Below are 22,319 nucleotides of genomic sequence, written 5' to 3'. Positions count from 1 at the left end.
CGCTTCGCGTTGTCGGTCTGGCAATGTCGCCAAAGCCGCGTTCAACGCATCAATCCGCTCCCGCTGGATCATCACCGCCTCTTGCGAGGGGCGATCATCCTCGGGCTCGGCAATTTCATCCAAGGCATTGCCGCGTTTTTTACGCAGCCGATCCGTGCACAGGTTGGTCACCACCCGGTAGAGCCATGTGGTAACCTTGGCCTCGCCCTGTCGCCATTCGGGGGCGATTTTCCACAGCCTGAGCATCGCCTCCTGAGCCACATCTTCGGCCTCCGCCCGATCACGCAACAGTCGCGCGGCATAGCCCAGAACCTTTGGCGTCAAACGCAACGTCAACGCGCGCGCCGAGGCCGCATCGCCATTGCCAAAGGCAATCAGCAACGCGTCATCAGAGACATCACTCAGGGCGTCAAAGGGCATATCCATCACCGGCTATGGCTATCTCAAACTGTTGGTGGCGTCCACTGTGAGGCGGTGGGGAAGAGAAATCCCTTCCCCGCGCTCCCAACGCTTAGTTCCGGCCCTGACCCGGCACTTTCATCCCCGAACGCCCGTTTTGCATATGGCCCTGCATCCGCTGTTGCATCAGGGCCAGTTCTTCTTGGCTGATCGTGCCATCCTTGTCGCGGTCCAGCCGGTCAAACAGGCTCACGCGCGGGGCGTTGCCCATTTCTTCGGCGCTCAACACACCATCGCCATCGGTGTCGCGGTTTTGGATCATGGCTTCGGCGCGCATCTGCATCCGGTTCATGCGCTGCGCCTCTTGGTGGGCGAGCAATTCAGCCGCATCCACTGTGCCATTGCCATCCGCATCCACTTCGGCAAACCGCGCCGCTTTGAACGCATCGACCTCGGCCAAGGACAGTTTGCCATCGCCATCGCTGTCCACGGTGGCAAAATCAAACTCCGGCCCAAACGGCATGAAGCCCTGTCCGCGTTCCATTTTCATATCGCCGCGCATCCCGCCCATTTGATCGGGATTGTTCGGACCACCAGCGGCAAACGCCGCGACGGACCCACCCAGCACGGCAAGCAAAGCGAGAGCTGAGACAAATGTATTGCGTTTCATGTTCATTTCCTTTTCACAGGGTTACTCCTGCGCGCCGCTCCGACCTCGCTTCGAGACCTACATGCAGCGCGCTTTGATACTTATGAAACGGGCCACCCTCGCACTTCCGTCGCAAACGGCTCAAATAATGTGAAAGACACTCCCCCCCCCCCGGACGCGACATCGGGACGCAAGGACAAAGCGCGCAGGTTTGCGTAAGACTTTGTCGCTTAAACTCACGCCCATATCCGCAAAGAGGCGAACCGCACATGACCGACACGACTCAGGGCCTCAGCGCCACCCCCTCCTCCCTGTCTGACACCGCCCCGGCGCGTGCAGGCGAACGCGAAATGCGCCCCGCCCTTTTGCGCGGCTGGAAACGGCGCTGCCCCTCCTGTGGCGGCGGTCCGATGATGAAAGGCTATTTGAAAGTCCGCGACGAATGTCCGGTCTGCGGCGAGGAATTGTTTCATCACCGTGCCGATGACGGCCCCGCCTATCTGACCATTTTGATTGTCGGCCACCTGATGGCGCCGCTTTTGGGCTGGGCTTTTATCGAATTCCGCCCCGATCCTTTGGTCTTGATCGCGATTTTTGCCACGGGCACCGTTGCCTTGTCGCTGTTCCTGTTGCCGCGGTTCAAAGGCATGATCGTGGCGTTTCAATGGGCCAAACGGATGAATGGATTTGGCGACGACGCCTGAGCGATCCGCCCTTATAGCTCTTTGCTGAAATGCACCCGCTGATACCCGTCGCTTTCACCGCGATGGGTCTCGGAAAATCCCAGTTTGGGATATAAAACCAGCGGTCCCTCCATCACGACATTGGTATAAACGTCGATACGCTGCGCCCCCATCCTGCGCGCCTGTTCTTCGGCGCGCGCGATCAACAACCGCGCCAGCCCGTGCCCGCGTGCCGCCTCAGCCACCGCCAGAACATCCAGCATCGCCGTGCCGCCGTCTTGGGCGTAGAGATAGACCATGCCGAGCACCTCCGCGCCAGCAATGGCCACGCTCACCAAGCCCGTCTCAATCAGCGCCCCATAGTCATAAAACACAGGCGCCGGGGGTTTGCCGATCTTCGGTGTGTAAATCGCAAAAGCCTGCGCCACCAAGCGCGTCACCGCCTCTGTGTCCGCGCGCGTCGCGGAGCGTAACACGATCTCGTCCATGCGCGTCCTGTCGTCTCTCTGTCTGCGGTTCCGCCCAGCCTAACCTTGCCTCAGCCTTCTGGCGAGCCCGTTCTTGCGCACCCCCTGTGCACGTCCCTGTGGCCTCGCTCCGGTTGACAGAGGTACGGGGGCGCGAAACGGTGTCCCAAATGCCCGACCTTAAAGAGACCGCCATGCCCAAAACAGACACGCCCCAACCCGATTTCCCCCTGCTTGACCTTGCCGCCTTTGCCGCAGCCGATGCCTCCGGCAAGGCCAAAATTGCCGCCGAGGTGGACCGCATCTGTATCGAAACCGGGTTTCTCGCGATCACCGGCCATGGCGTGCCACAGCCGGTGATCGACGCGATTTGGGCCAAGGCGCGCGGCTTTTTCGATCTTGCGCCCGAGGTGAAACACCGGGTCGGCCCCGTCCCCGGTGCGCCCTATGGCTATCTTGGTCCGGGCACCGAGGCTTTGGCAAAATCGCGCGGCGAAGACACGCCGCCGGATTTGAAGGAAAGCTTCAATGGCGGGCCTTTGAGCATCCCGCCCGGCGAAACCGACCCAGACGCTTTGGCCTTTTGCTATGCGCCTACGCCATGGCCAGACATGCTCGATTTCCGCGCGGCATGGTGCGCCTATTATACTGAAATGGAGGCGCTCGCTGTTCGGATCATGGAAGTCTTTGCTGTCGCCCTCAATCTGCCGCAGGACCATTTCACCCCCTTTATCGACACGCCGATCTCGGCGCTGCGTGCCCTCAATTACCCGGCCCAAGACAGCGCGCCGAAAGAAAACCAATTGCGTGCTGGGGCACATACCGATTACGGCTCTTTGACCATCCTGTTGCCAGAACCCGGCTCGCGCGGCCTTGAAATCCTCACGCCCGAGGGCGATTGGCGCGGCGTGCCGCCAATTGACGGCGCGTTTGTGATCAACATCGGCGATCTGATGACGCTTTGGACGGCTGGGCGCTGGACCTCGACGCTGCACCGTGTTGTCACTCCGCCCGATTGGGCCACCAAGCGACGGATGTCCTTGGCGTTTTTCCACCAACCCAATTGGCACGCCAAGATCACCCCGCTGTCGGGTGCGGCCACAAAACCCGTCACCTCCGGCCCCTATCTGATGAGCAAATTCGCCGCCGCCAACGGCTGACACACAAAAGTCCCATCCTTGCGGACAGGGCCTTTGTCTTCATTGCAGATCAAACACTCTAGCCTGAGGTGAGCCGCCCGTTAGACTTTGCCGTTGCGTCCGCGCCGCGCGTCCGGGTGCAATGCCGTACCTAAGATATGTTCGGAGCGATGCACCACATGGCCCGCATTGCCCACGATCAACGGATCCGGCTGGCCGATCAAGTCCATATCCTTGTCCGGGTAGTCGATGGTGGACAGGAAATGTTTCATACATTCCACCCGCGCGCGTTTTTTGTCGTTGGATTTCACAATCGTCCAAGGCGCATCGGCCGTATCGGTGTAGAAAAACATCGCCTCTTTCGCTTCGGTGTAATCGTCCCATTTGTCCAATGAGGCCTTATCAATCGGTGAGAGTTTCCACTGTTTCAACGGATCGTTTTCGCGCGAGGCAAAGCGACGTTGCTGTTCGACTTGGGTCACCGAGAACCAGTATTTATAAAGCCGGATGCCCGAACGCGTCAGCATCCGTTCAAATTCCGGCGTCTGACGCATGAATTCGAGGTAATCATTGGGCGTACAAAACCCCATCACCCGCTCCACCCCCGCGCGGTTGTACCAAGAGCGGTCATAGAGCACGAATTCGCCCGAGGTCGGCAGATATTCGACATAGCGTTGGAAAAACCATTGGCCGCGCTCTTCGTCGGTCGGTTTGTTCAGCGCCACCACACGGGCGTGGCGCGGGTTCATATGCTCCATGAACCGTTTGATCGTGCCGCCCTTGCCCGCCGCATCGCGGCCCTCAAACAACAACACGAATTTCTCGCCCGTTTCTTGCGCCCAGATCTGGGCCTTCAACAATTCGGCCTGAAGCGCGACTTTCGTGGTCTCATATTCCACCCGCGTCATCTTTTTGCGGTAGGGATATTTCCCGGTCTCAAAGGCCGCACGGATTTTGTCCGGCGTCACGGTTGGAAATGTTTTAGGTCCACCGCGTGTGGCCGGTTCCGTCACCCTGTCGTGCGCCGCCACAGGCATGGTCTCGACGGCAACGCCCTCCTGCCCGGCCACAGGTTCATTTTTCACAGCGGCAGGCACAGCTTTTACAGTCGTCGTCATGCAGGCGGTTCTCCATTTTTACATCCGTTACACCCCCTGTTACATGAAATCTCTTTCTTTTCCTTGATCTGAGGCAAGGTTTTCTCTGCCCCCGCGCCCGCGCGCCTCAACAGCTTGCGTCACCCGGTTCTGAATGGTCTAATCCTAGCCCAACGAGCAAACTCTAAGAATCGAGCGCCACGCCCATGTCCGACGATCTCCTATCCGGCCACCCCGATCCCAATCTCAAAGCCAAAGCCTCCACCTATGACGCCTCATCCATTCAAGTCCTCGAAGACATGGAGCACGTCCGGCTGCGCCCCGGCATGTATATCGGCGGCAAGGATGAGCGCGCTCTGCATCACATGGTGGCCGAGATCATCGACAACTCGATGGACGAAGCCGTCGCCGGTCACGCATCCTGGATTGAGGTCGAGCTGCATGAAAACGGCCATGTCTCGGTGCGCGACAACGGCCGTGGCATCCCGATTGGTGCGCACCCGAAAGACCCGTCAAAATCCGCGCTCGAAATCATTTTCTGTACCCTGAACGCCGGGGGCAAATTCTCTGGCGACAGCTATGAGACCTCGGGCGGTCTGCACGGCGTCGGCTCCTCTGTGGTCAACGCGCTGTCCGATCATTTGCGTGTCGAAGTGGCGCAAAACAAAGAGCTTTACGCCATGGAATTTTCCCGCGGTGTGCCGCAGGGCAAGCTGGCCAAAATCGGCGCGGCGCCGAACCGTCGCGGCACCTCCGTGACCTTTCACCCGGACCCCGAGATTTTCGGCGCGCTCAAACTCAAACCCGCCCGCCTTTTTGCCATGGCACGCTCCAAAGCCTATCTGTTTTCCGGCGTCGAAATCCGTTGGAAAACCGCGATCAAGGATGGTGACACCCCGCTTGAGGCAAAATTCCATTTCCCCGGCGGGCTTGCCGATTACCTCTCAGAGACCATGGGCGGTGCCACCACCTATGCCGACAAACCCTTTGCGGGCTCCGTGTCTTTTGAAAAATTCAAAGCCCCCGGCAAGGTCGAATGGGCGATCAATTGGACGCCTGCGCGCGATGGCTTTATCCAGTCCTATTGCAACACCGTGCCCACGCCCGAGGGCGGCACCCACGAGGCCGGGTTTTGGGCCGCGATCCTGAAAGGCATCAAGGCTTACGGCGATTTGGTTGGCAATAAAAAGGCCCAAAACATCACCCGCGAAGACCTGACCACAGGGGCGGGCGCTTTGGTGTCCTGTTTCATCCGTGAGCCGGAATTTGTTGGCCAGACCAAGGACCGTCTGGCCACCACAGAGGCGCAGCGCATGGTCGAAAACTCCGTGCGCGACCATTTTGACAACTGGCTCGCCGCCGATACGAAATCCGCCGGTTCCATCCTCGATTTCCTCGTGTTGCGCGCCGAGGAACGCCTGCGTCGTCGCCAGGAAAAAGAGACCCAGCGCAAGACAGCGACCAAGAAACTGCGGCTTCCGGGCAAGCTGACCGATTGCTCCTCGAAAGACCGCGTCGGCACCGAATTGTTCATCGTCGAGGGCGACTCTGCGGGCGGTTCCGCCAAGGGCGCGCGCAAACGCGAAACGCAGGCGCTGTTGCCGCTCAAGGGTAAAATCCTAAACGTCTTGGGCGCGGCCTCCGGCAAGCTCAACACCAACCAGGAAATCTCGGACCTCTGCGAAGCCTTGGGCGTCCAAATGGGCACGCGCTTTAACGTCGAAGACCTGCGTTATGAGAAAATCATCATCATGACCGATGCGGACGTCGATGGTGCCCATATTGCCGCGCTGTTGATGACCTTCTTCTACACCCAAATGCGCCCGCTGATCGACCAAGGCCACCTGTATCTCGCCTGCCCGCCGCTCTACCGCCTGACCCAAGGCGCGAAACGGCTTTATGTCTCTGATGATGCTGAGAAAAACCTTTGGATGGAAAAGGGTCTTGGCGGCAAGGGCAAGATTGACGTGCAGCGGTTCAAAGGCCTCGGCGAAATGGACGCGAAGGATTTGAAAGAGACCACAATGGACCCCAAATCCCGCAAGCTGATCCGGGTGACAATCCAAGAGGATTTCCCCGGTGAAACGGCCGATCTGGTCGAGCGTTTGATGGGGAAAAAGCCGGAGCTGCGGTATCAGTATATTCAAGAGAATGCGCAGTTTGTTGAGGAATTGGATGTTTAGAATCTTTCGAAAGACGCTTGGCGCCGATCACCTAAAATGCATCTATTGGGATTTATCACGTTACTTTGAAGCTTACAGGGAAGCAGGAACACCAGTTAATGTGGAAACTGCATTTCCAAGATCAATTGTAGAAGAAATGTATGAGTTGTCTGGCCACGTCGAAACGACGGTCCACATGCTGCGAGTGCTTTGGCAATCAGAAAAATCCAAAGATTTCGTGCGATCTTTTTCTGTAAACGCGTTTGTTGATGAAGCTGAGAAAATGGATAGCCGACTGTTGGCCAGAGTTGAAGCAGAAGCGTTTGTAGATGTCGCTAAAGCCTTCATTGATGAAATAGAAGTTTTGACTGTTCGTGGGCAGATCAAGAAAACTGCGAAGGTGTCCGCCTTTCTCTTAGTCGTTCTACAAGAAATATTCACTCGCTGGGAAATGGTGCTCTTCACTGTAAACATGGAAATCATTAAGCGCGATGAGATTGACGCGATCTAAAATCAGCCCCATTCCGCTCATCACGAAACTGTCAGGTCACCTTGCCCCGCCGCCTCCGGTATAGTGCTGAAAACCCATTTGGAGGCTCGCATGTCCAATCTGACCAAACCGCTCCTTATCGCTGTCATGGCCCTCACCGCCGCGCCGGCTTTCGCGGACCATGGCCATAACAACGGCAAAGGCTGGGGCGTTGGTCACATCCCGCCCGGCCACGCCAAGAAAATGCTTTATGGCTACGGGGATCGCCTCCCGGAGGGCTATGTGATCCTGCGCGATTATGATCGTTATCATCTGCCTGACCCGGACGGATACCGCTATGCGCAATATGACGGGCAAATCTATAAGATCGCCCGCGATGCCGCCATCGTGGTTTCGGCCATCGGGATTATGTCTGACCTGTTGAATTGATCCTTTAGGGGTCGGCCCTCAGCACGGGCGGGCCGGCCCGAATTCATCCGAAACACATCATGCATATTTTGCATGAAAACAGCGCCTTGCGACCGACATCTCACGCTGGGACGACCTGCCCCATATCCAGCTTCACCACCCGGTCCATCTTGGCCGCCAACTCATGGTTGTGCGTGGCGATCAGCGCAGACAAGCCCTCGTCGCGGACCAGTTCCATCAGCACGTCAAACACCAAATCCGAGGTCTCTGGATCAAGATTCCCGGTCGGCTCATCCGCCAGCAAAAGCCCCGGCCCGTTGGCCAGCGCCCGGCAAAATGCCACCCGTTGTTGCTCGCCCCCCGACAGGGCTGCGGGGCGGTGGGTGGCGCGGCGGGAGATGCCGACTTTGTCCAATAACGCCATCGCGCGGGCTTCGGCCTCAGCCACAGGCACGGCATTGGCAAGCTGCGGCAGGACCACGTTTTCAAGCGCGGTGAACTCCGGCAGCAGGTGGTGAAATTGGTAGATAAACCCCACCCCCGCGCGCCGCATCGCGGTGCGCCGACGATCGCCCAGACCCGTCATATCCTGACCGGCAATCGTCACCGTCCCGGCATCCGGCACATCCAACAGCCCGGCGATGTGCAACAGCGTCGATTTCCCCGCCCCGGACGGCGCGGTCAGGGCCACGACCTCGCCGCGTTTGAGGGTCAAATCAATGCCGCGCAGGACCTCGATCTGATTGGGTTTTCCGGCATTGTAGGTCTTGGTGATGCCTTTGATCTCTAACATATTATTCATAACGCAGCGCCTCCACCGGGTTCATCCGCGCGGCACGGCGCGCTGGGAAAATCGTGACCACAAAGGACAGGCCAAGCGAGAGCGACACGGCCTTAAACACATCCGCCGCGCGTAGTTCGGCCGGAAGCGCATAGATGCCCCGGATCGACGGGTCCCACGCACCGCCGCCATTCATCCAATTCACAAAGGACATGATCTGATCAATGTAGATGGCAAACAGCGAGCCGATGAGCACACCAAACAGCGTGCCAACCACACCGGTGAGCGAGCCACAGATGAAAAAGATCCGCAGCACGGAGGCCTCAGTGAGACCAATCGTGCGCAAAATGCCAATGTCGCGGCCTTTGTTTTTGACCAACATGATCAGGCCGGACACGATATTCATCGCCGCAATCAGCACGAGGACCGAGAGGATGACGAACATCACATTGTCCTCAATATCGAGTGCGCGCAGGAATGACCCCGACGCATCGCGCCAGGTCCAAACCAGCCCGCGCTCCCCCACCGCTTGCAGTAGGGGAAAGGTCATGTCATCGACCGCTTCCGGGTGGGTCACCATAACCTCGATCTCATCGGCGGTATCGCCCCGGTTGAAATAGGTTTGAGCCTCAGAGAACGGCAGGTAAACCCGTGTTTTATCAATATCATAACGGCCCGCGGAAAAGACATAGACGACTTCGAAAGAGGACACACGCGGACTTGTGCCAAAGGCGGTTTTGGCCCCGTCCGGCGAGATCAATTTGATCTTGTCACCAACCGTCACCCCCAGCTCACGCGCCACACCGGAACCGATGGCAACGCCCTCACTGAAGCGGGTGACATCGCCCCAGTGGTCGTCCGGAGTGATCGCCACGCGGGGGATCGTCATCAGGTCGTCAGGCGCGATGCCGTAAATCTCGACCCCCGCATTGGAGCCACGATAAGAGGCCAAAACCTGTCCCTTCACCAAGGGTGCGGCGCGGGTCACACCGGGCACGGCGGCAAGGGATTTGGCCCATTGCGCGTAGTCCGGGATGGTGCGCGCGGTTTGGCCCGCCTCATTGACATAGATCGAGGAATAGACCGTCACATGGGCGTTGGAGCCAAGAATTGTGGCGACAAATTCATCGCGAAATCCGGTGCGTACCGCCAGCGTGATGATCAGTGCCGCCACCGCCAAGGTGATACCGATCAACGAGATCCAGGTCATCACCGAGACGCCGCCCTCTTCGCGTCGGGCCCGCAGGTAGGCCCATGCGATTTTCCACTCAAAGCGCGAGAAGGGCTTGGTTGACTTGGCCTGTGTCATGGTCCGATGGGGCTCCGTTCAAAGTTGCCAGACCATTCCCTTTGACAGGGCAAAGGTCAAGCGCCCGCCCGGCTTTTAGAGCAAACAGACGCGTGAACAGAGCGTTATAGTAATGGCTTAGAAGGTCAGCCCGTCTTTGGATTTGCGGCGCTTGAACGGCCAGATCAAAAGCCACAACACGGCAAACACGCCGCCCCATCCGGCGAAATACCCGATCAGCGCGGACAAACCGCCCGCCACAGACAACGGCATGGCGGGCACGAAATTGTCCCATGTGGTGTGGGCCAATTCAAAATCGGAGATGCGCTGTGGCATGGTCAAACGCTCCAGAGGCGTGGCATCGCGCAGCATGTTCAAGTCCTCGGACAAGCGATCATAACGGGCGAAAGTGATGCGCATATCACGGCGGCGGTTTTCCAAAAACACCGAACCGCCCATCGACGCCAATGCAGCCTCGCGCGTCATATCGGCCTTTTGCGCCGAGGCGTCAAAATCCGTGATCACAACGGCAAGGGCATCCACCTGACCGCCGAGCCTTTGGGTATATTGTTGGGAAAACTCTGGGAACTGGGAAACAATGGCAGCCCCAAACAGGCCACCCACAAGTGTGAGTGTTTTGACGATCATGTCGCGCTCCTCTGCCTCGCCCCCATCTGACGTGAGGATCATGGCGCGCAGGGTAAAAGGATTCGGGGGCGCAAGACAAACATGTCCCCGCCCCCGATGGTCAAAACCGCGATTTCTTGCCTATGCGGCCAAGATCGACGTTTATAAATCCGCGTAAATCTTTGCGATTTTCATGTCAAAGCTCCGCGTAAATTTTAGCACTTTTCGCCTTACAGGTCCGCGTAAATTTTAGCAATTTTCGCGATGGCCAATTCCGGCGTCATCTCTTCGCTCTCGCCCGTGCGTCGCGAGGTGACTTCGACAACACCGTTTTTCAAACCGCGCGGACCAACGGTGATCCGCCACGGCAGGCCGATGATGTCCATGGTTGCAAATTTGCCGCCCGCGCGTTCGTCCCGGTCATCATACAAAGGCTCAAGCCCAAGCGCCTCGAAGGATTTGTACAGCGCCTCACAGGCCCCATCCGCCTCCGCATCGCCCTGTTTCAGGTTGACGATGCCAACATGAAAGGGCGTCACGCCTTCGGGCCAGATGATGCCTTTGTCATCGTGATTGGCTTCGATCAACGCGCCCAAAAGGCGGGACACGCCAATGCCGTGCGAGCCCATTTGGACCGGTGTCGGTTTGCCATCCGGGCCTTGGACGGTCGCGCCCATGGCTTCGGAATATTTGGTGCCAAAAAAGAAAATCTGACCGACTTCGATGCCACGCGCCACGCGACGGCGCTCTTCGGGGACCTGTTCGAACAGGGCAGCGTCATGGGTTTCATCGGTACGGGCGTAGAGCGAGGTGAACTCTTCCATCACCGCGTGACAGGCCTCATGACTGTCGTAATCAATCTCGCGTTTTCCGAGTTTGATGTCGGTGACTGCGGCATCATAAAACACCTCGGATTCGCCGGTGTCGGCCAAGACAAGGAACTCATGAGTGTCATCGCCGCCGATCGGGCCGGAGTCGGCACGCATCGGAATCGCCTGAAGGCCCATGCGTTCATAAGTACGGATATAGCTGACCAAATGGCGGTTGTAGGCGTGCAGCGCATCCTCAACGGTCAGATCGAAATTATAACCGTCTTTCATCAGGAATTCGCGCCCCCGCATCACGCCAAAGCGCGGACGGACTTCGTCGCGGAATTTCCATTGAATGTGGTAAAGCGTGAGCGGCAAGTCTTTGTAACTGCGCACATAAGAACGAAAGATGTCGGTGATCATCTCCTCGTTGGTGGGCCCGTACAGCATATCGCGGCCATGGCGGTCGGTGATGCGCAGCATCTCTTCGCCATAATCGTCATAGCGCCCGCTTTCGCGCCACAAATCGGCAGACTGGAGCGTCGGCATCAACAGCGGGATGTGACCCGCGCGCTGTTGTTCTTCGTGGACGATCTGTTCCACTTTTTTCAGGACCTTGTAGCCCAAAGGCAGCCAGGAATAGATCCCCGCCGCCTGTTGGCGGATCATGCCCGCGCGCAACATCAGACGGTGCGAGACGATTTGGGCCTCAGACGGCGTTTCTTTCAGAACCGGGAGAAAATAGCGCGACAGACGCATGCGGGGATGCCCTCAAGTGATGATCAGGTTTGCTTTGGTCTAAGCGATCACCATGGAGCACACAAGCCAAAGCAGCACCAACGCCTGTTCCCCGACCGTTCCGGTCCTTGCGGCACAGGGCCATGACGGGTTTGATCGCGTCTCTTCCCCTTGAAACCTGTCCCTTCACGGGCGATATGGGAGCAAAGCAAAGCGACACCAAAGGGATACTATGGCGTTACCAGTCCGCGATCAGATGAAATACTGGGGCTTTGCGGCGGCGGGGTTCTTTGCGCTGTTGTGGTTGCTCGGCGATGTGATTTTGCCCTTCGTCTTAGGCATGGCGGTGGCCTATATGTTGGACCCGGTGGCGGATCGGCTTGAATCTTGGGGGTTTAGCCGGGTGGCCGCCACATTGACGATCACCCTGTCCGCCGTCATCCTGTTTGTGCTGGCCGCCTTGGTGGTCTTGCCGACGCTGGTGCGCCAAGCGACCGATCTGGTCAACACAGCGCCGGACCTGTTCAACAATCTCCAGACATTTTTGACCGCAAAATTCCCGGTTTTGCTGGATGAAAACTCGCAATTGCACCAAACCCTATTGCAAATCGGCGAGGCCATACGCTCAAAAGGCGGCGCGCTTTTGTCCTCTGTGCTCTCCTCGGCGATGAGCGTGTTTAATATCGCGGTGCTGCTCGTGCTGGTGCCCGTGATCACCTTTTACCTGTTGCTCGACTGGGACCGGATGGTCGCCGAAGTCGACAAGCTTTTGCCACGCGATTACGCCCCGGTGATCCGTAGCCTGGCCTCTGACATCGACCGCACACTGGCCTCGTTCATCCGCGGCCAGGGCACGGTCTGTCTGATTTTGGGAACGTTTTATGCCGCAAGCCTGATGCTGGTGGGGTTGAAATTCGGCCTGGTCGCCGGTGCCATTGCCGGAATCCTGACCTTTATCCCCTATGTCGGCGTCGCCGTTGGCGGCGTTTTGGCCATCGGTCTGGCGCTGTTTCAGTTCTGGGGTGAATGGTATTGGATCGCCGCCGTGGTTGGCATTTTTGTCTTTGGGCAATTTGTTGAGGGCAATATCCTGACCCCGAACTTGGTCGGCTCCTCCGTCGGCTTGCACCCGGTGTGGCTGATCTTTGCGCTGTCTGCCTTTGGCACAGTGTTTGGCTTTGTCGGCATGTTGGTGGCCGTGCCACTCGCCGCCGCCCTTGGCGTCGTCGCACGCTTCGCCGCCAATCAATACCGCGAGGGTCGCCTCTATAGGGGCCTCTCCGATGCGGCGGCCCCGATGCCCGAGGACCAATCTGAACTTGACGGCACACGCGGTGGCGAAAGCTAAGCCATGGCTGAACAACTCACCTTGGATTTACCAGCCCGCGAAGCGCTGGGACGGGATGCATTTTTTGTTGCGCCCTCCAATATGTTGGCGCTGGCCACTCTGGACGCGACTGAGACATGGCCTTCGGGCAAGCTGGTCCTGATCGGCCCGGCAGGCGCGGGGAAAACCCATATGGCACAGGTCTGGGCCAATGATCGCGATGCCGTGATCCTCGCCTCGTCGGAGTTGGCAGAGGCCGACATTCCCGCCCTCGCCACGCGCCGCTTTGTCGTGGTTGAAGATGCCGATCAGATCTCCGATCTGCCCGATGCCCGCGCCGCAGAAGAGGCGTTGTTTCACCTGCACAACCTGACCTTGGCCGAGGGCGGACGGCTTTTGCTGACCGCATGCACGGCACCAAACCGCTGGGCGCTGTCTTTGCCCGATCTGGCCTCGCGGATGCAGGGCACCCCCGTGGCGCAAATCGAGCCGCCCGATGACATGCTGCTCACCGTGCTTTTGGTCAAACAATTTGAGGACCGCCAACTCATCGTGTCCGAACAGCTGATCACATGGCTGGTCAAACGCATGGAACGTTCGGCCGCCGCCGTGCGCGACATTGTCGAGGCTTTGGATCGCGAGGCCCTGCGCGCCGGAAAACCGATTTCACGCGCCTTGGCGGCGCGAATTTTGGACCCGGAACGCTAAATTCACACCGGATTTCTTTTCTGCTCAGATTTCAAGCAATTGACAGGACCCCATCGCATTTGGCACTGTCTTGAGCGAAGCTAGGGGATACACTTTGACCACATCGACGGATGCCGCCCAGTCTGGCGCGGAGCAACAGGATTGGGGCGTGTTTGGCCGCCCTCTGTTTCTCGACGAAGAGGCGCGGGCCTTGTCTCGTGTGGGCGTGGTCGATGTTGGATCAAACTCCGTACGCCTTGTCGTCTTTGACGGCGCGGCGCGCAGTCCGGCCTATTTCTACAATGAGAAAATCATGTGTGGATTGGGCGCGGGGTTGCGGGAAACCGGTCGATTGAACCCCGAAGGCAAATTGCGGGCCATGGTCGCCATCCGGCGGTTTCAAAAATTGGCCCAAGGCATGGGAATCCCCCCGCTCACAGCCGTCGCCACGGCTGCGGTGCGGGAGGCTGAGGACGGTCCTGCTTTTCGGGAGGAGATTGAGCGGGAGACCGGCCTCAGCCTTTGGGTGATTGATGGCGAGGAAGAGGCGCGGCTCTCGGCGCAGGGCGTCTTGCTGGGCTGGCCGGAAGCGGACGGTTTGGTCTGTGACATCGGCGGCTCCTCTATGGAGCTTGCGGTCGTCGCCGGCGGCACCGTAGGCAAACGTTTGACCTCGCCGCTTGGGCCGCTGAAACTTCAGGGGCTCAAAGGCGGGCGCACCGGGCTTAAGGACCATATCGCCCCGATCATGGCCGATCTTGTCGCCAAAATGGGTAAAGATCACAAACGGATTTACCTGGTCGGCGGCTCATGGCGGGCGATTGCGCGGATCGACATGGAACGGCGCAATTACCCGCTGCATGTGCTACATGAATACCGGATGTCGAGCCGGGCGGTCACGGACACGATCAAATTCATTCGCAAAAGCAACATGGACGAGCTGCGCGCCAAAACCGGCACCTCATCGGCGCGGATGAGCCTTGTTCCGATCGCCTCGGAAGTGCTGCGCCAATTGGTCCATGCCTTTCATCCAAAAGAGATTTGCATCTCGTCCTACGGCATCCGCGAGGGGCTTTTGTATGAGCAAATGCCCGAACAAATCCGCGTCCGCGATCCGTTGATCGAAGCCTGCCGGTTTTCCGAAATGAAAGACGCGCGCACACCCGGATTTGGCAAGCGCCTGCATCGCTTCATCGAACCGATGTTCCGCGCCCGCCAATATGAGAAAATGCGCATCGTCCGCGCCGCCTGCCTGTTGCATGACGTAACCTGGCGGGCACACCCCGACTACCGCGCCGAGGTGTGTTTTGACAATGCGACCCGCGCCAATCTTGGCGGGCTGACCCATAGTGAGCGGATTTTTCTGGGGCTGGCGCTGTTGCACCGTTACAAAAATTCGCGCGAAGGTACGCCTTTTGCCGATCTGATTGGAATGCTGCCAGACAAAGACATCCGCGATGCCGAGGTCTTGGGGAAAGCCATGCGATTTGGTGCGATGTTCGCGTTTGAAGCCCCGGATGAGCTGGCCAAACTCGACTATTTCCCGAAAAAGAAAGTCTTGATCCTGACTCTACGCCCCGAGGCCGAAGACCTGTTTGGCGAAGTGGCACAGGCGCGGTTTCAATCGCTCGCCAACAGCTTGGGCGCGCAGGCCGAGATCAAACACGCCAAGTTTTAAATATCTATTGCCCCCTCTGGTGCATCGTCAGGTGCGGCCTCTTGATCCGGCATGGGGGCCTCTTTGATCGGCGGTTTGCGCCGGATCAAGATGTCGCCATTGGGCAAGATCACAGGCGGATCATAGGCCGTCATATCATCCATCACCCCGTCCAGCTCTTTGAGCACGGGCTCCATCTGATGAAACAACTGCTCCAGCAAAATGCGCGCCCCTTCGCGCATCAAATCCATGCCCTCAGACGCCTCCTGCGCCGCGAGCGGGGAGGCGCAGAGTACTAGAAGGCTCACAGAGGTGCGGGCGACAATCTGTTTCATGATGACAGCCTACACGATCTGCTCCGAGATTTCAGCCTTTGGTGGCAGGGTCAGGTCAATCGTCACCGGAAAATGATCCGAGGCGGTCAAAAGGGCGTGTTGCAACTCCGGTGTGGTGAAACAGACCGGATCATCAAACGGGTGCCAAATCCGCCACGTCGTCCCGGCACGCAGGCTCTGCGAGACCATCACATAGTCCAGCAGGGCCGACAGATAGCGTTTTTCCTGCTGGATATAAAACCGCGCCGAAGACAGGGCCTCGCCGCCGCGGCGCGCAAAGGCTTTGATCGCATGCGGATCATAGAGGCGCATATTTTGGTCCACATCCGGGTCCTCGCGCCCCATCACAACCTCAACGCCTGAGCGGCCGAACAGTTTTTCATACGCATCCAGCCCCGGCCCATCGTTGAAATCGCCCAACACGATGATCGACTCCCCCGCCGCCAAATGCGCCTCGACCCGCTCGCGCAGCCAAATGCATTGCGCCAACTGTTTGCGGCGGTTTTCAATCGAAATGCGGATTTCGTCTTCGTGGCTACGCGCGCCATGCGGGGCTTTGGATTTCACATGCACGCCGATCATGCGAAAGGCAAAGCCATCGGCACAGGTCTCCATCGCAAGCTCCAAAGGCGGCTTGGAAAACCGCACCTCTTCGCGGTCGCGGTCAGTGTCGAGGTCCAACCAAAACACCGAATTGAACGCCGGAACCTCAAGCCCGGTGCCAAGGTCCGCCGGTGCCCCCATCGGATCGTGATGCGCCCGCAGCACCTTAGGGTCATACATCAAGGCGATCTCTTGCTGGGTCTCGTTGACAAACCCTATTTCCACGGCGGTGGTGCGCAGCCCGGCCCAAGTGGCAAAGTGTTCCAGCGCGCGCGCCGTTTTGCGGCGCCGGTTGGTGTCCGGGGCCTCGATCACCATCACCGCATCGGCGTCCATCGCGGTGAAGACAATGCCCAAAGCCTCAAGCTGAGCGGCGCGGGTGACATTGTATCGGGCCGACCATGCGTCATCGGCCAAAGGGTGCCCATGCGTGTCAAACAGCGCATCAAACCATTCGACATTATACGTGGCAATGCGCATGTCAGGCCGCACGCTCGGCGCTGATTTCATCCCAAGCGGCGTTGATTTCGCTCATCCGGTCATTGGCCAATTGCAGCGCTTCTTCGGGCACGCCACGGGCGATCATCCGATCAGGATGGGTTTCGCGCACCAGGGTGCGATAGGCCAGTTTGATCTCACTGAGCGGCGCATCTGGGGTCACCCCCAAGACGTCATAGGGATCACGCAATGCCTCTGGCACATAGCGCGCGCGCAGGGCGCGAAAGGCCCGGTCATTGACGTCAAAAATCTCGGCCACACGGGCCAAAAATGCGTCTTCGCCGGGGTGATATTCACCGTCCGCCATGGCGATGTGGAACAGGCCATCGAGCAAATCCATCAACGGGCGGCAATCCGTGCCGTACATTTTCTTCACGCTCTTGGCGTAGTCTTCAAACCCTGCCACGTCTTGACGTGCGAGGTTGAACACCCGCGCGGCGGCGGCTTCGTCCTCTTTGGCGATTTGGAACACTTCGCGAAAGGCCGTGACCTCGTCGCGGGTGACACGCCCGTCTGCCTTGGCCATTTTCGCGCCCAAGGCGATCACCCCAATGGCAAAGCCCACGCGCCGCTCCGGCTCTGAACGAAACTGTTCAAAGACCGCGGCCAGACTTTCGCCGGCGCGAAGCGCTTTCAGCGCCTCCAAGATGAGGGACCAAATCGACATGAGATGACTTTAGCCTGTGCCGCCTGCGCTGTCAGGCCGCAAAACACCCTGCAGCCGCGACATTTGCGTGACAGATGTTACAAAAACTTCTGCATAAACAGAACATCGAGCCAACGCTCAAACTTAAACCCGGCCTGCGGCACACGCCCCGCCTCTTTGTAGCCAAGGGCTTTGTGAAAGGCGATGGAGGCGGCGTTGTCACCATCAATCGCCCCGATCATCGAATGCAGCCCCGCCTCGCGGGCATGTTCTTCGACCATCAACATCAACACCCGGCCAAGCCCCCGCCCCTGCGCCGCGTCATTGAGATAGACCGAATGCTCCATGGTAAAGCGGTAGCCATTGTTGCCGGGGCGAAACTGATCATAAGTGGCATAGCCGACCACCTCGCCCTCAAGCTCGGCAACATAAAAGGCGCGCCCACGCGCGAGCCGGTCGGTGACCATGGCGGCCCAATCGGCCACATCGCGTTCAACGGAGGAAAACGACGCGGTCGAGCCCGCAATCACGGGGGCCATAATGGCTTTGAGGGCGGGCGCATCATCGACTGTGGCGTCGCGCAGGTGGGGATGGTGTGTCATGCGATCCAAATCTCTCCAGAGGGGGTACTGATTTCGGCGGTCAGGCCGGGGGTGTCCGATTGCACAATGCGCACATGTTCCATCGCCGCAACAAAGGGCGACAAAGCGGCGCGTAGCGCGTCTGGTTCGGGGTGGGAAATTTTGAGCCGCCGCATCAAAAGACCTGCGTCCGCCAAGGCGTGCACCGGGCGGGTCGAATGCCATTCGATCAGCGCCGGAAAGCAATCATCAAAGGGCAAAATACCGGTTTCCGGAACAATCATCCGCCAAGCATAATCCCCTCGGCGAAAGGACAGGATCCGCCCCACATTGGCCGGGGCCAACTCCCATGCCTCTTCAAGATCGGGGCAAGACACCACCCAATGGGTCAAACGCGGCGGGCCGCCAAAATTGTCCAAATCGAACCATCGCGGATAATCCGGGCGCAGCGCGTCATGATCCGCCGCGATCACTTCAAGGTAGGCGTCGGGGCGCATCGCCACCAGATGATTCTGCGTGCCCATATCGGGATGCACACCGCGGGGACCAAATTCGACATCCAGCAACCCCTCAGCCCATTCTTTCCCCTGCTGCAAATCGGCAGCAGAAATTACTAAATGGTCAATCCGATAGGGCATTTTGTTTGTCCTGACTAAAACGCTGTTGAAATCATCAAGGTTGCCCCCATCTCTAGATGACGCACCCTTTTGATCAACCTTCAGGAAAGAATAGAAAAAGACAATGCTCCTGCGCAAATTGGAACAATTCTTCGACAGTGAGGCCTCTGGTGGCATCGTGCTTATGGTGGCTGCCGTCGCCGCGATGTTCGTGGCAAACTCTTCGCTTTACCCGCTTTATGATGGCGCGCTCTCCTCATATTTCTCCGTAACTCTTGGGGGAGAAGGATTATCCAAACCTTTGATTCTATGGATTAATGACGGCCTTATGGCGGTATTCTTCCTGTTGGTTGGGTTGGAATTGAAGCGCGAGCTTTTGGAAGGCAAACTCAAAAATCCACGCGATGTGGTTTTGCCCGGCATGGCCGCGGTGGGTGGCATGTTTGTGCCGGCGATCATCTATTTCACGCTCAACCTCTCCTCGCCCGAGACTCACTCCGGCTGGGCGATCCCCGCAGCCACCGATATTGCCTTTGCTTTGGGCATTTTGGCACTGGTCGGCGACCGCGTCCCCTCCTCGCTGAAAATCTTTTTGCTGACACTGGCGATTTTGGACGATTTGGGCGCGATCCTGATCATCGCGTTTTTCTACACCTCTGAGCTGCACCTCGATTACCTGTTCTTGGCCGCGATTCCGCTGTTGATCATGTTCTTGATGAACCGGGCGGGCATTCACCGCATCGCACCGCTCATTCTTATGGGCACGATCCTATGGGTTCTGGTGCTCAAATCCGGGGTGCACGCGACCTTGGCCGGGGTGATCACCGCCTTCTTTATCCCGCTCAAAGACAAATGGGGCAAATCGCCGCTTCATGCGCTTGAACATGCGCTCTCGCCCTATGTCTTCTTTGTCATCGTGCCGATCTTCGCTTTCGCAAACGCGGGCGTGGTGTTGACCGGTGTGACCTTGGCCGACGTGTTTTCGCCGCTGCCTTTGGGCATCGCTTTGGGCCTGATTCTGGGCAAGCAAATCGGTGTATTTGGCATCACCTGGCTACTGGTGAAATTCGGCGTGGCGCGCAAACCGTTTGGGGCCACGTGGATGCATATTTACGGTGTGGCAGCACTTGCAGGCATCGGTTTCACCATGTCGCTCTTTATCGGCGGGCTGTCCTTTGAGGATGCGTTCCACATGAACGAAGTGCGCATCGGCGTGCTCTCAGGCTCTGTGATCTCCGCGATCATCGGCTTTACCGTGCTCAAACTCGCGCCGTCCGCCAAAGATGCCAAGGGCGCAGAAGACGAGATTCTCTCCCCTGCAGTTCACGCGTCTCACTGAGCGCAACCTGTGGTTTGAACGAGAAAGGGCCGGGATATGTCCCGGCCCTTTTACATGCATCTGAACCGTGGGTCAGTCCTGACCCGCGCTCAGAATATCCAAAATCTCACGCGCAGCCGCCGGGATATTGGTGCCCGGGCCAAAGATCGCTTTCACCCCGGCTTTGTAGAGATACTCATAATCCTGCTGCGGGATCACGCCGCCACAGATCACGATGATCTCTTCGGCGCCTTGTTCTTTCAGCGCTTCGATCAGCTTCGGCGCGAGGGTCTTGTGACCCGCCGCTTGCGAGGAAATGCCGATGATATGCACATCGTTGTCGATGGCGTCTTGGGCGGCCTCTTCCGGGGTTTGGAACAGCGGACCAACGTCGACGTCAAAGCCGATGTCGGCAAAGGCCGTGGCGATGACTTTTGCGCCGCGATCATGGCCGTCCTGGCCCATTTTCACCACCAACATGCGCGGGCGGCGTCCCTCTTTCTCGGCAAAGGTTTCCACATCTTTTTGGATTTGGGCAAAGCCTTCATCGCCCTCATAGGCCGCGCCATAGACGCCCGCCAAGGTTTTCACTTCGGCGCGGTGGCGGCCGAACACTTTTTCCATAGCCATCGAGATTTCTCCCACGGTTGCACGGGCGCGGGCGGCATCCACCGCCAACGCAAGCAGGTTGCCCTTGCCAGATTTTGCCGCTTCTTCCAGTGCGGCCAATGTCGCCTCGACTGCCGCCCCGTCACGGCTGGCGCGGATGCTCTCCAACCGTTTGACCTGGCTGACGCGCACGGCAACGTTGTCGACGTCCAAGATGTCGATCGGGTCTTCTTTGTCCTTGCGGTATTTGTTGACGCCGACGATCACCTCGGTCCCCCGGTCGATCTGGGCCTGACGCCGGGCTGCGGTTTCCTCAATCCGCAATTTTGGCATGCCGGAATTGACCGCCTTGGTCATGCCGCCCATCTCTTCGATCTCTTCCATCAAAGCCCAGGCTTTGTCGGCCAGTTCCTTGGTCAGACTTTCAACATAGTAAGACCCCGCCAGCGGATCGACGACATGGGTGATGCCGGTTTCTTCTTGCAGGATCAACTGGGTGTTGCGGGCGATGCGGGCGGAAAATTCGGTCGGCAAAGCGATGGCTTCGTCGAGCGCATTGGTGTGCAGCGACTGCGTGCCGCCCAAGGCCGCCGACATCGCCTCATAGGCGGTGCGGATGACGTTGTTATAGGGGTCTTGTTCTTGCAGCGAGACGCCAGAGGTCTGGCAGTGCGTCCGCAACATTTTGGATTTGTCGGACTTCGGATCGAACTCTTCCATCACGCGGGTCCAAAGGTAGCGCGCGGCGCGCAGCTTGGCGGCTTCCATGAAGAAATTCATACCAATCGCAAAGAAGAACGAAAGGCGCGGCGCGAACCGGTCCACATCCATCCCGGCCTTGATCGCCGTGCGCACATATTCGCGGCCATCGGCCAGCGTAAACGCCAACTCCTGCACCAGGTTCGCGCCCGCTTCCTGCATGTGGTAGCCGGAAATCGAGATCGAGTTGAATTTCGGCATTTCATTGGCGGTGTATTCAATAATATCCGCGATGATTTTCATCGAAGGTTCGGGCGGATAAATATAGGTGTTGCGCACCATGAACTCTTTGAGAATGTCGTTTTGGATGGTCCCGGCCAGAAGCGCCTTGTCATGGCCCTGCTCTTCGCCGGTGACAATGAAAGACGCCAAAATCGGAATAACCGCGCCGTTCATCGTCATCGAGACGGAGACTTTATCAAGCGGAATGCCATCAAACAGTATTTTCATATCCTCGACAGAATCAATCGCCACGCCCGCTTTGCCGACATCGCCCACAACACGCGGGTGATCGGAATCATAACCGCGGTGGGTGGCCAGATCGAAGGCGACAGAGACGCCCTGTTGGCCCGCGTCCAAGGCTTTGCGGTAAAACGCGTTTGATTCTTCAGCGGTGGAGAAGCCCGCATATTGGCGGATCGTCCAGGGCCGCCCGGCGTACATCGTCGCCTTCACGCCACGGGTGAACGGTGCCTGCCCCGGCGTATTGCAAGGTGTTCCATGCCGACCAAATCGTCCTCGGCGTAGAGCGGCTTGACCTTGATGCCCTCGAGCGTCTCCCAGTCAAGCGTCTCAAGCGGCTTGCCCCGCAATTCTTTCTCGGCAAGCGCTTCCCACTTTTTCCTGTCCGTCATTTCAGGCTCCTCTCCGTTTTCTGTCACCGCATCCCATATGGGGGGCGCTTAAGCTTGGTTTGGGCCTCTGGGCACCCTATATAGAGGGTAT

General features: G+C 58.4%; 22 protein-coding genes and 1 pseudogene. 9 read left to right on the top strand and 14 right to left on the bottom strand.

Annotation, left to right across the window (positions count from 1 at the left end; genetic code table 11):
* Together C8029_RS10505 and C8029_RS10500 are read right to left on the bottom strand one after the other, a co-directional pair.
* Positions 1–426: sigma-70 family RNA polymerase sigma factor (locus C8029_RS10505; RefSeq protein WP_152002871.1), on the bottom strand; the 426-nt coding region annotated here is incomplete at its 3' end.
* An 85-nt stretch (positions 427–511) separates the two neighbouring features.
* Positions 512–1,069 carry a CREC-EF hand family protein gene (locus C8029_RS10500; RefSeq protein ID WP_009572803.1) on the bottom strand — a complete coding sequence of 186 codons (558 nt, stop codon included), beginning with the start codon at positions 1,067–1,069 and terminating at the stop codon, positions 512–514.
* Between the two features lie 329 nt (positions 1,070–1,398).
* On the opposite strand from C8029_RS10500, the gene C8029_RS10495 reads away from it, so the two are divergent.
* The gene (locus tag C8029_RS10495; protein WP_051130637.1) at positions 1,399–1,752 is read left to right on the top strand and encodes a DUF983 domain-containing protein; all 354 of its coding nucleotides are present in this window, start codon (positions 1,399–1,401) and stop codon (positions 1,750–1,752) included.
* 11 nt (positions 1,753–1,763) lie between these two features.
* Here C8029_RS10495 and C8029_RS10490 read toward each other — a convergent pair whose 3' ends face one another.
* On the bottom strand, positions 1,764–2,219 hold the full coding sequence (locus C8029_RS10490; RefSeq protein ID WP_152002870.1) for a GNAT family N-acetyltransferase: 456 nt from the start codon (positions 2,217–2,219) through the stop codon (positions 1,764–1,766).
* A 173-nt stretch (positions 2,220–2,392) separates the two neighbouring features.
* Here C8029_RS10490 and C8029_RS10485 point away from each other — a divergent pair, with 173 nt between their 5' ends.
* A complete protein-coding gene (locus tag C8029_RS10485; protein WP_226946301.1) occupies positions 2,393–3,358 on the top strand; it encodes an isopenicillin N synthase family dioxygenase in 966 nt (321 codons plus the stop codon).
* An 80-nt stretch (positions 3,359–3,438) separates the two neighbouring features.
* Here C8029_RS10485 and ppk2 read toward each other — a convergent pair whose 3' ends face one another.
* On the bottom strand, positions 3,439–4,455 hold the full coding sequence (gene ppk2 / locus C8029_RS10480) for a polyphosphate kinase 2 (RefSeq protein WP_152002868.1): 1,017 nt from the start codon (positions 4,453–4,455) through the stop codon (positions 3,439–3,441).
* Between the two features lie 185 nt (positions 4,456–4,640).
* On the opposite strand from ppk2, the gene C8029_RS10475 reads away from it, so the two are divergent.
* The 3 genes from C8029_RS10475 (at position 4,641) to C8029_RS10465 (ending at position 7,515) form a co-directional block, all read left to right on the top strand.
* On the top strand, positions 4,641–6,617 hold the full coding sequence (locus C8029_RS10475) for a DNA gyrase/topoisomerase IV subunit B (RefSeq protein ID WP_152002867.1): 1,977 nt from the start codon (positions 4,641–4,643) through the stop codon (positions 6,615–6,617).
* The gene (locus C8029_RS10470) at positions 6,610–7,107 is read left to right on the top strand and encodes a hypothetical protein (protein WP_152002866.1); all 498 of its coding nucleotides are present in this window, start codon (positions 6,610–6,612) and stop codon (positions 7,105–7,107) included. The genes C8029_RS10475 and C8029_RS10470 overlap by 8 nt, the downstream gene beginning before the upstream one ends.
* Before the next feature lie 90 nt (positions 7,108–7,197).
* Positions 7,198–7,515 (top strand): RcnB family protein, encoded by a 318-nt coding sequence (locus tag C8029_RS10465; protein ID WP_152002865.1) that lies wholly within the window; start codon positions 7,198–7,200, stop codon positions 7,513–7,515.
* Between the two features lie 100 nt (positions 7,516–7,615).
* Here the strand turns inward: C8029_RS10465 and C8029_RS10460 are convergent, their stop codons facing one another.
* The 4 genes from C8029_RS10460 to proS form a co-directional block, all read right to left on the bottom strand.
* Complete coding sequence (locus C8029_RS10460) at positions 7,616–8,296, bottom strand: ABC transporter ATP-binding protein (protein WP_152002864.1); 681 nt, start codon at positions 8,294–8,296, stop codon at positions 7,616–7,618.
* A complete protein-coding gene (locus C8029_RS10455) occupies positions 8,289–9,584 on the bottom strand; it encodes a lipoprotein-releasing ABC transporter permease subunit (RefSeq protein ID WP_152002863.1) in 1,296 nt (431 codons plus the stop codon). Before C8029_RS10455 ends, C8029_RS10460 begins: the two co-directional genes overlap by 8 nt.
* Positions 9,585–9,701: 117 nt before the next feature.
* A complete protein-coding gene (locus C8029_RS10450; RefSeq protein ID WP_152002862.1) occupies positions 9,702–10,211 on the bottom strand; it encodes a DUF2937 family protein in 510 nt (169 codons plus the stop codon).
* A gap of 209 nt (positions 10,212–10,420) precedes the next feature.
* On the bottom strand, positions 10,421–11,758 hold the full coding sequence (gene proS / locus C8029_RS10445) for a proline--tRNA ligase (RefSeq protein ID WP_152002861.1): 1,338 nt from the start codon (positions 11,756–11,758) through the stop codon (positions 10,421–10,423).
* Positions 11,759–11,969: 211 nt separating this feature from the next.
* Between proS and C8029_RS10440 the strand changes: the two genes are divergently transcribed.
* The 3 genes from C8029_RS10440 (at position 11,970) to C8029_RS10430 (ending at position 15,429) form a co-directional block, all read left to right on the top strand.
* A complete protein-coding gene (locus C8029_RS10440) occupies positions 11,970–13,085 on the top strand; it encodes an AI-2E family transporter (protein ID WP_009572815.1) in 1,116 nt (371 codons plus the stop codon).
* Between the two features lie 3 nt (positions 13,086–13,088).
* Positions 13,089–13,772 (top strand): P-loop NTPase family protein, encoded by a 684-nt coding sequence (locus C8029_RS10435; RefSeq protein ID WP_152002860.1) that lies wholly within the window; start codon positions 13,089–13,091, stop codon positions 13,770–13,772.
* Between the two features lie 94 nt (positions 13,773–13,866).
* Positions 13,867–15,429, top strand: coding sequence for a Ppx/GppA family phosphatase (locus C8029_RS10430; protein WP_009572817.1), 1,563 nt, complete (start codon positions 13,867–13,869; stop codon positions 15,427–15,429).
* Here the strand turns inward: C8029_RS10430 and C8029_RS10425 are convergent.
* From C8029_RS10425 to C8029_RS10405, 5 genes are all read right to left on the bottom strand, one after another.
* Entirely contained in the window at positions 15,426–15,743 is a 318-nt protein-coding gene (locus C8029_RS10425) for a hypothetical protein (protein ID WP_009572818.1), read from the bottom strand. The two genes, C8029_RS10430 and C8029_RS10425, sit on opposite strands and share 4 nt — an antisense overlap.
* A 9-nt stretch (positions 15,744–15,752) precedes the next feature.
* Entirely contained in the window at positions 15,753–16,826 is a 1,074-nt protein-coding gene (locus C8029_RS10420; protein WP_051130639.1) for an endonuclease/exonuclease/phosphatase family protein, read from the bottom strand.
* 1 nt (position 16,827) lies between these two features.
* Positions 16,828–17,511 carry a molecular chaperone DjiA gene (locus tag C8029_RS10415; protein ID WP_009572820.1) on the bottom strand — a complete coding sequence of 228 codons (684 nt, stop codon included), beginning with the start codon at positions 17,509–17,511 and terminating at the stop codon, positions 16,828–16,830.
* 77 nt (positions 17,512–17,588) lie between these two features.
* Positions 17,589–18,092, bottom strand: coding sequence for a GNAT family N-acetyltransferase (locus C8029_RS10410; protein ID WP_009572821.1), 504 nt, complete (start codon positions 18,090–18,092; stop codon positions 17,589–17,591).
* Entirely contained in the window at positions 18,089–18,709 is a 621-nt protein-coding gene (locus C8029_RS10405; protein WP_009572822.1) for a VOC family protein, read from the bottom strand. Before C8029_RS10405 ends, C8029_RS10410 begins: the two co-directional genes overlap by 4 nt.
* Positions 18,710–18,812: 103 nt before the next feature.
* Here C8029_RS10405 and nhaA point away from each other — a divergent pair, with 103 nt between their 5' ends.
* Positions 18,813–20,027: a Na+/H+ antiporter NhaA gene (gene nhaA / locus C8029_RS10400; RefSeq protein WP_009572823.1), complete on the top strand. Its 1,215-nt coding sequence runs from the start codon at positions 18,813–18,815 to the stop codon at positions 20,025–20,027.
* 72 nt (positions 20,028–20,099) lie between these two features.
* On the opposite strand, the pseudogene scpA reads toward nhaA, so the two are convergent.
* Positions 20,100–22,228, bottom strand: a pseudogene (gene scpA, locus C8029_RS10395) (methylmalonyl-CoA mutase).
* Positions 22,229–22,319: the final 91 nt, after the last annotated feature.

The organism is Roseobacter sp. TSBP12, from assembly GCF_009129705.1.
Lineage (GTDB): Bacteria > Pseudomonadota > Alphaproteobacteria > Rhodobacterales > Rhodobacteraceae > Celeribacter > Celeribacter baekdonensis_A.
Note: the sequence above shows the minus strand (reverse complement) of the source record. Positions and strands in the feature narration are given on the sequence as shown.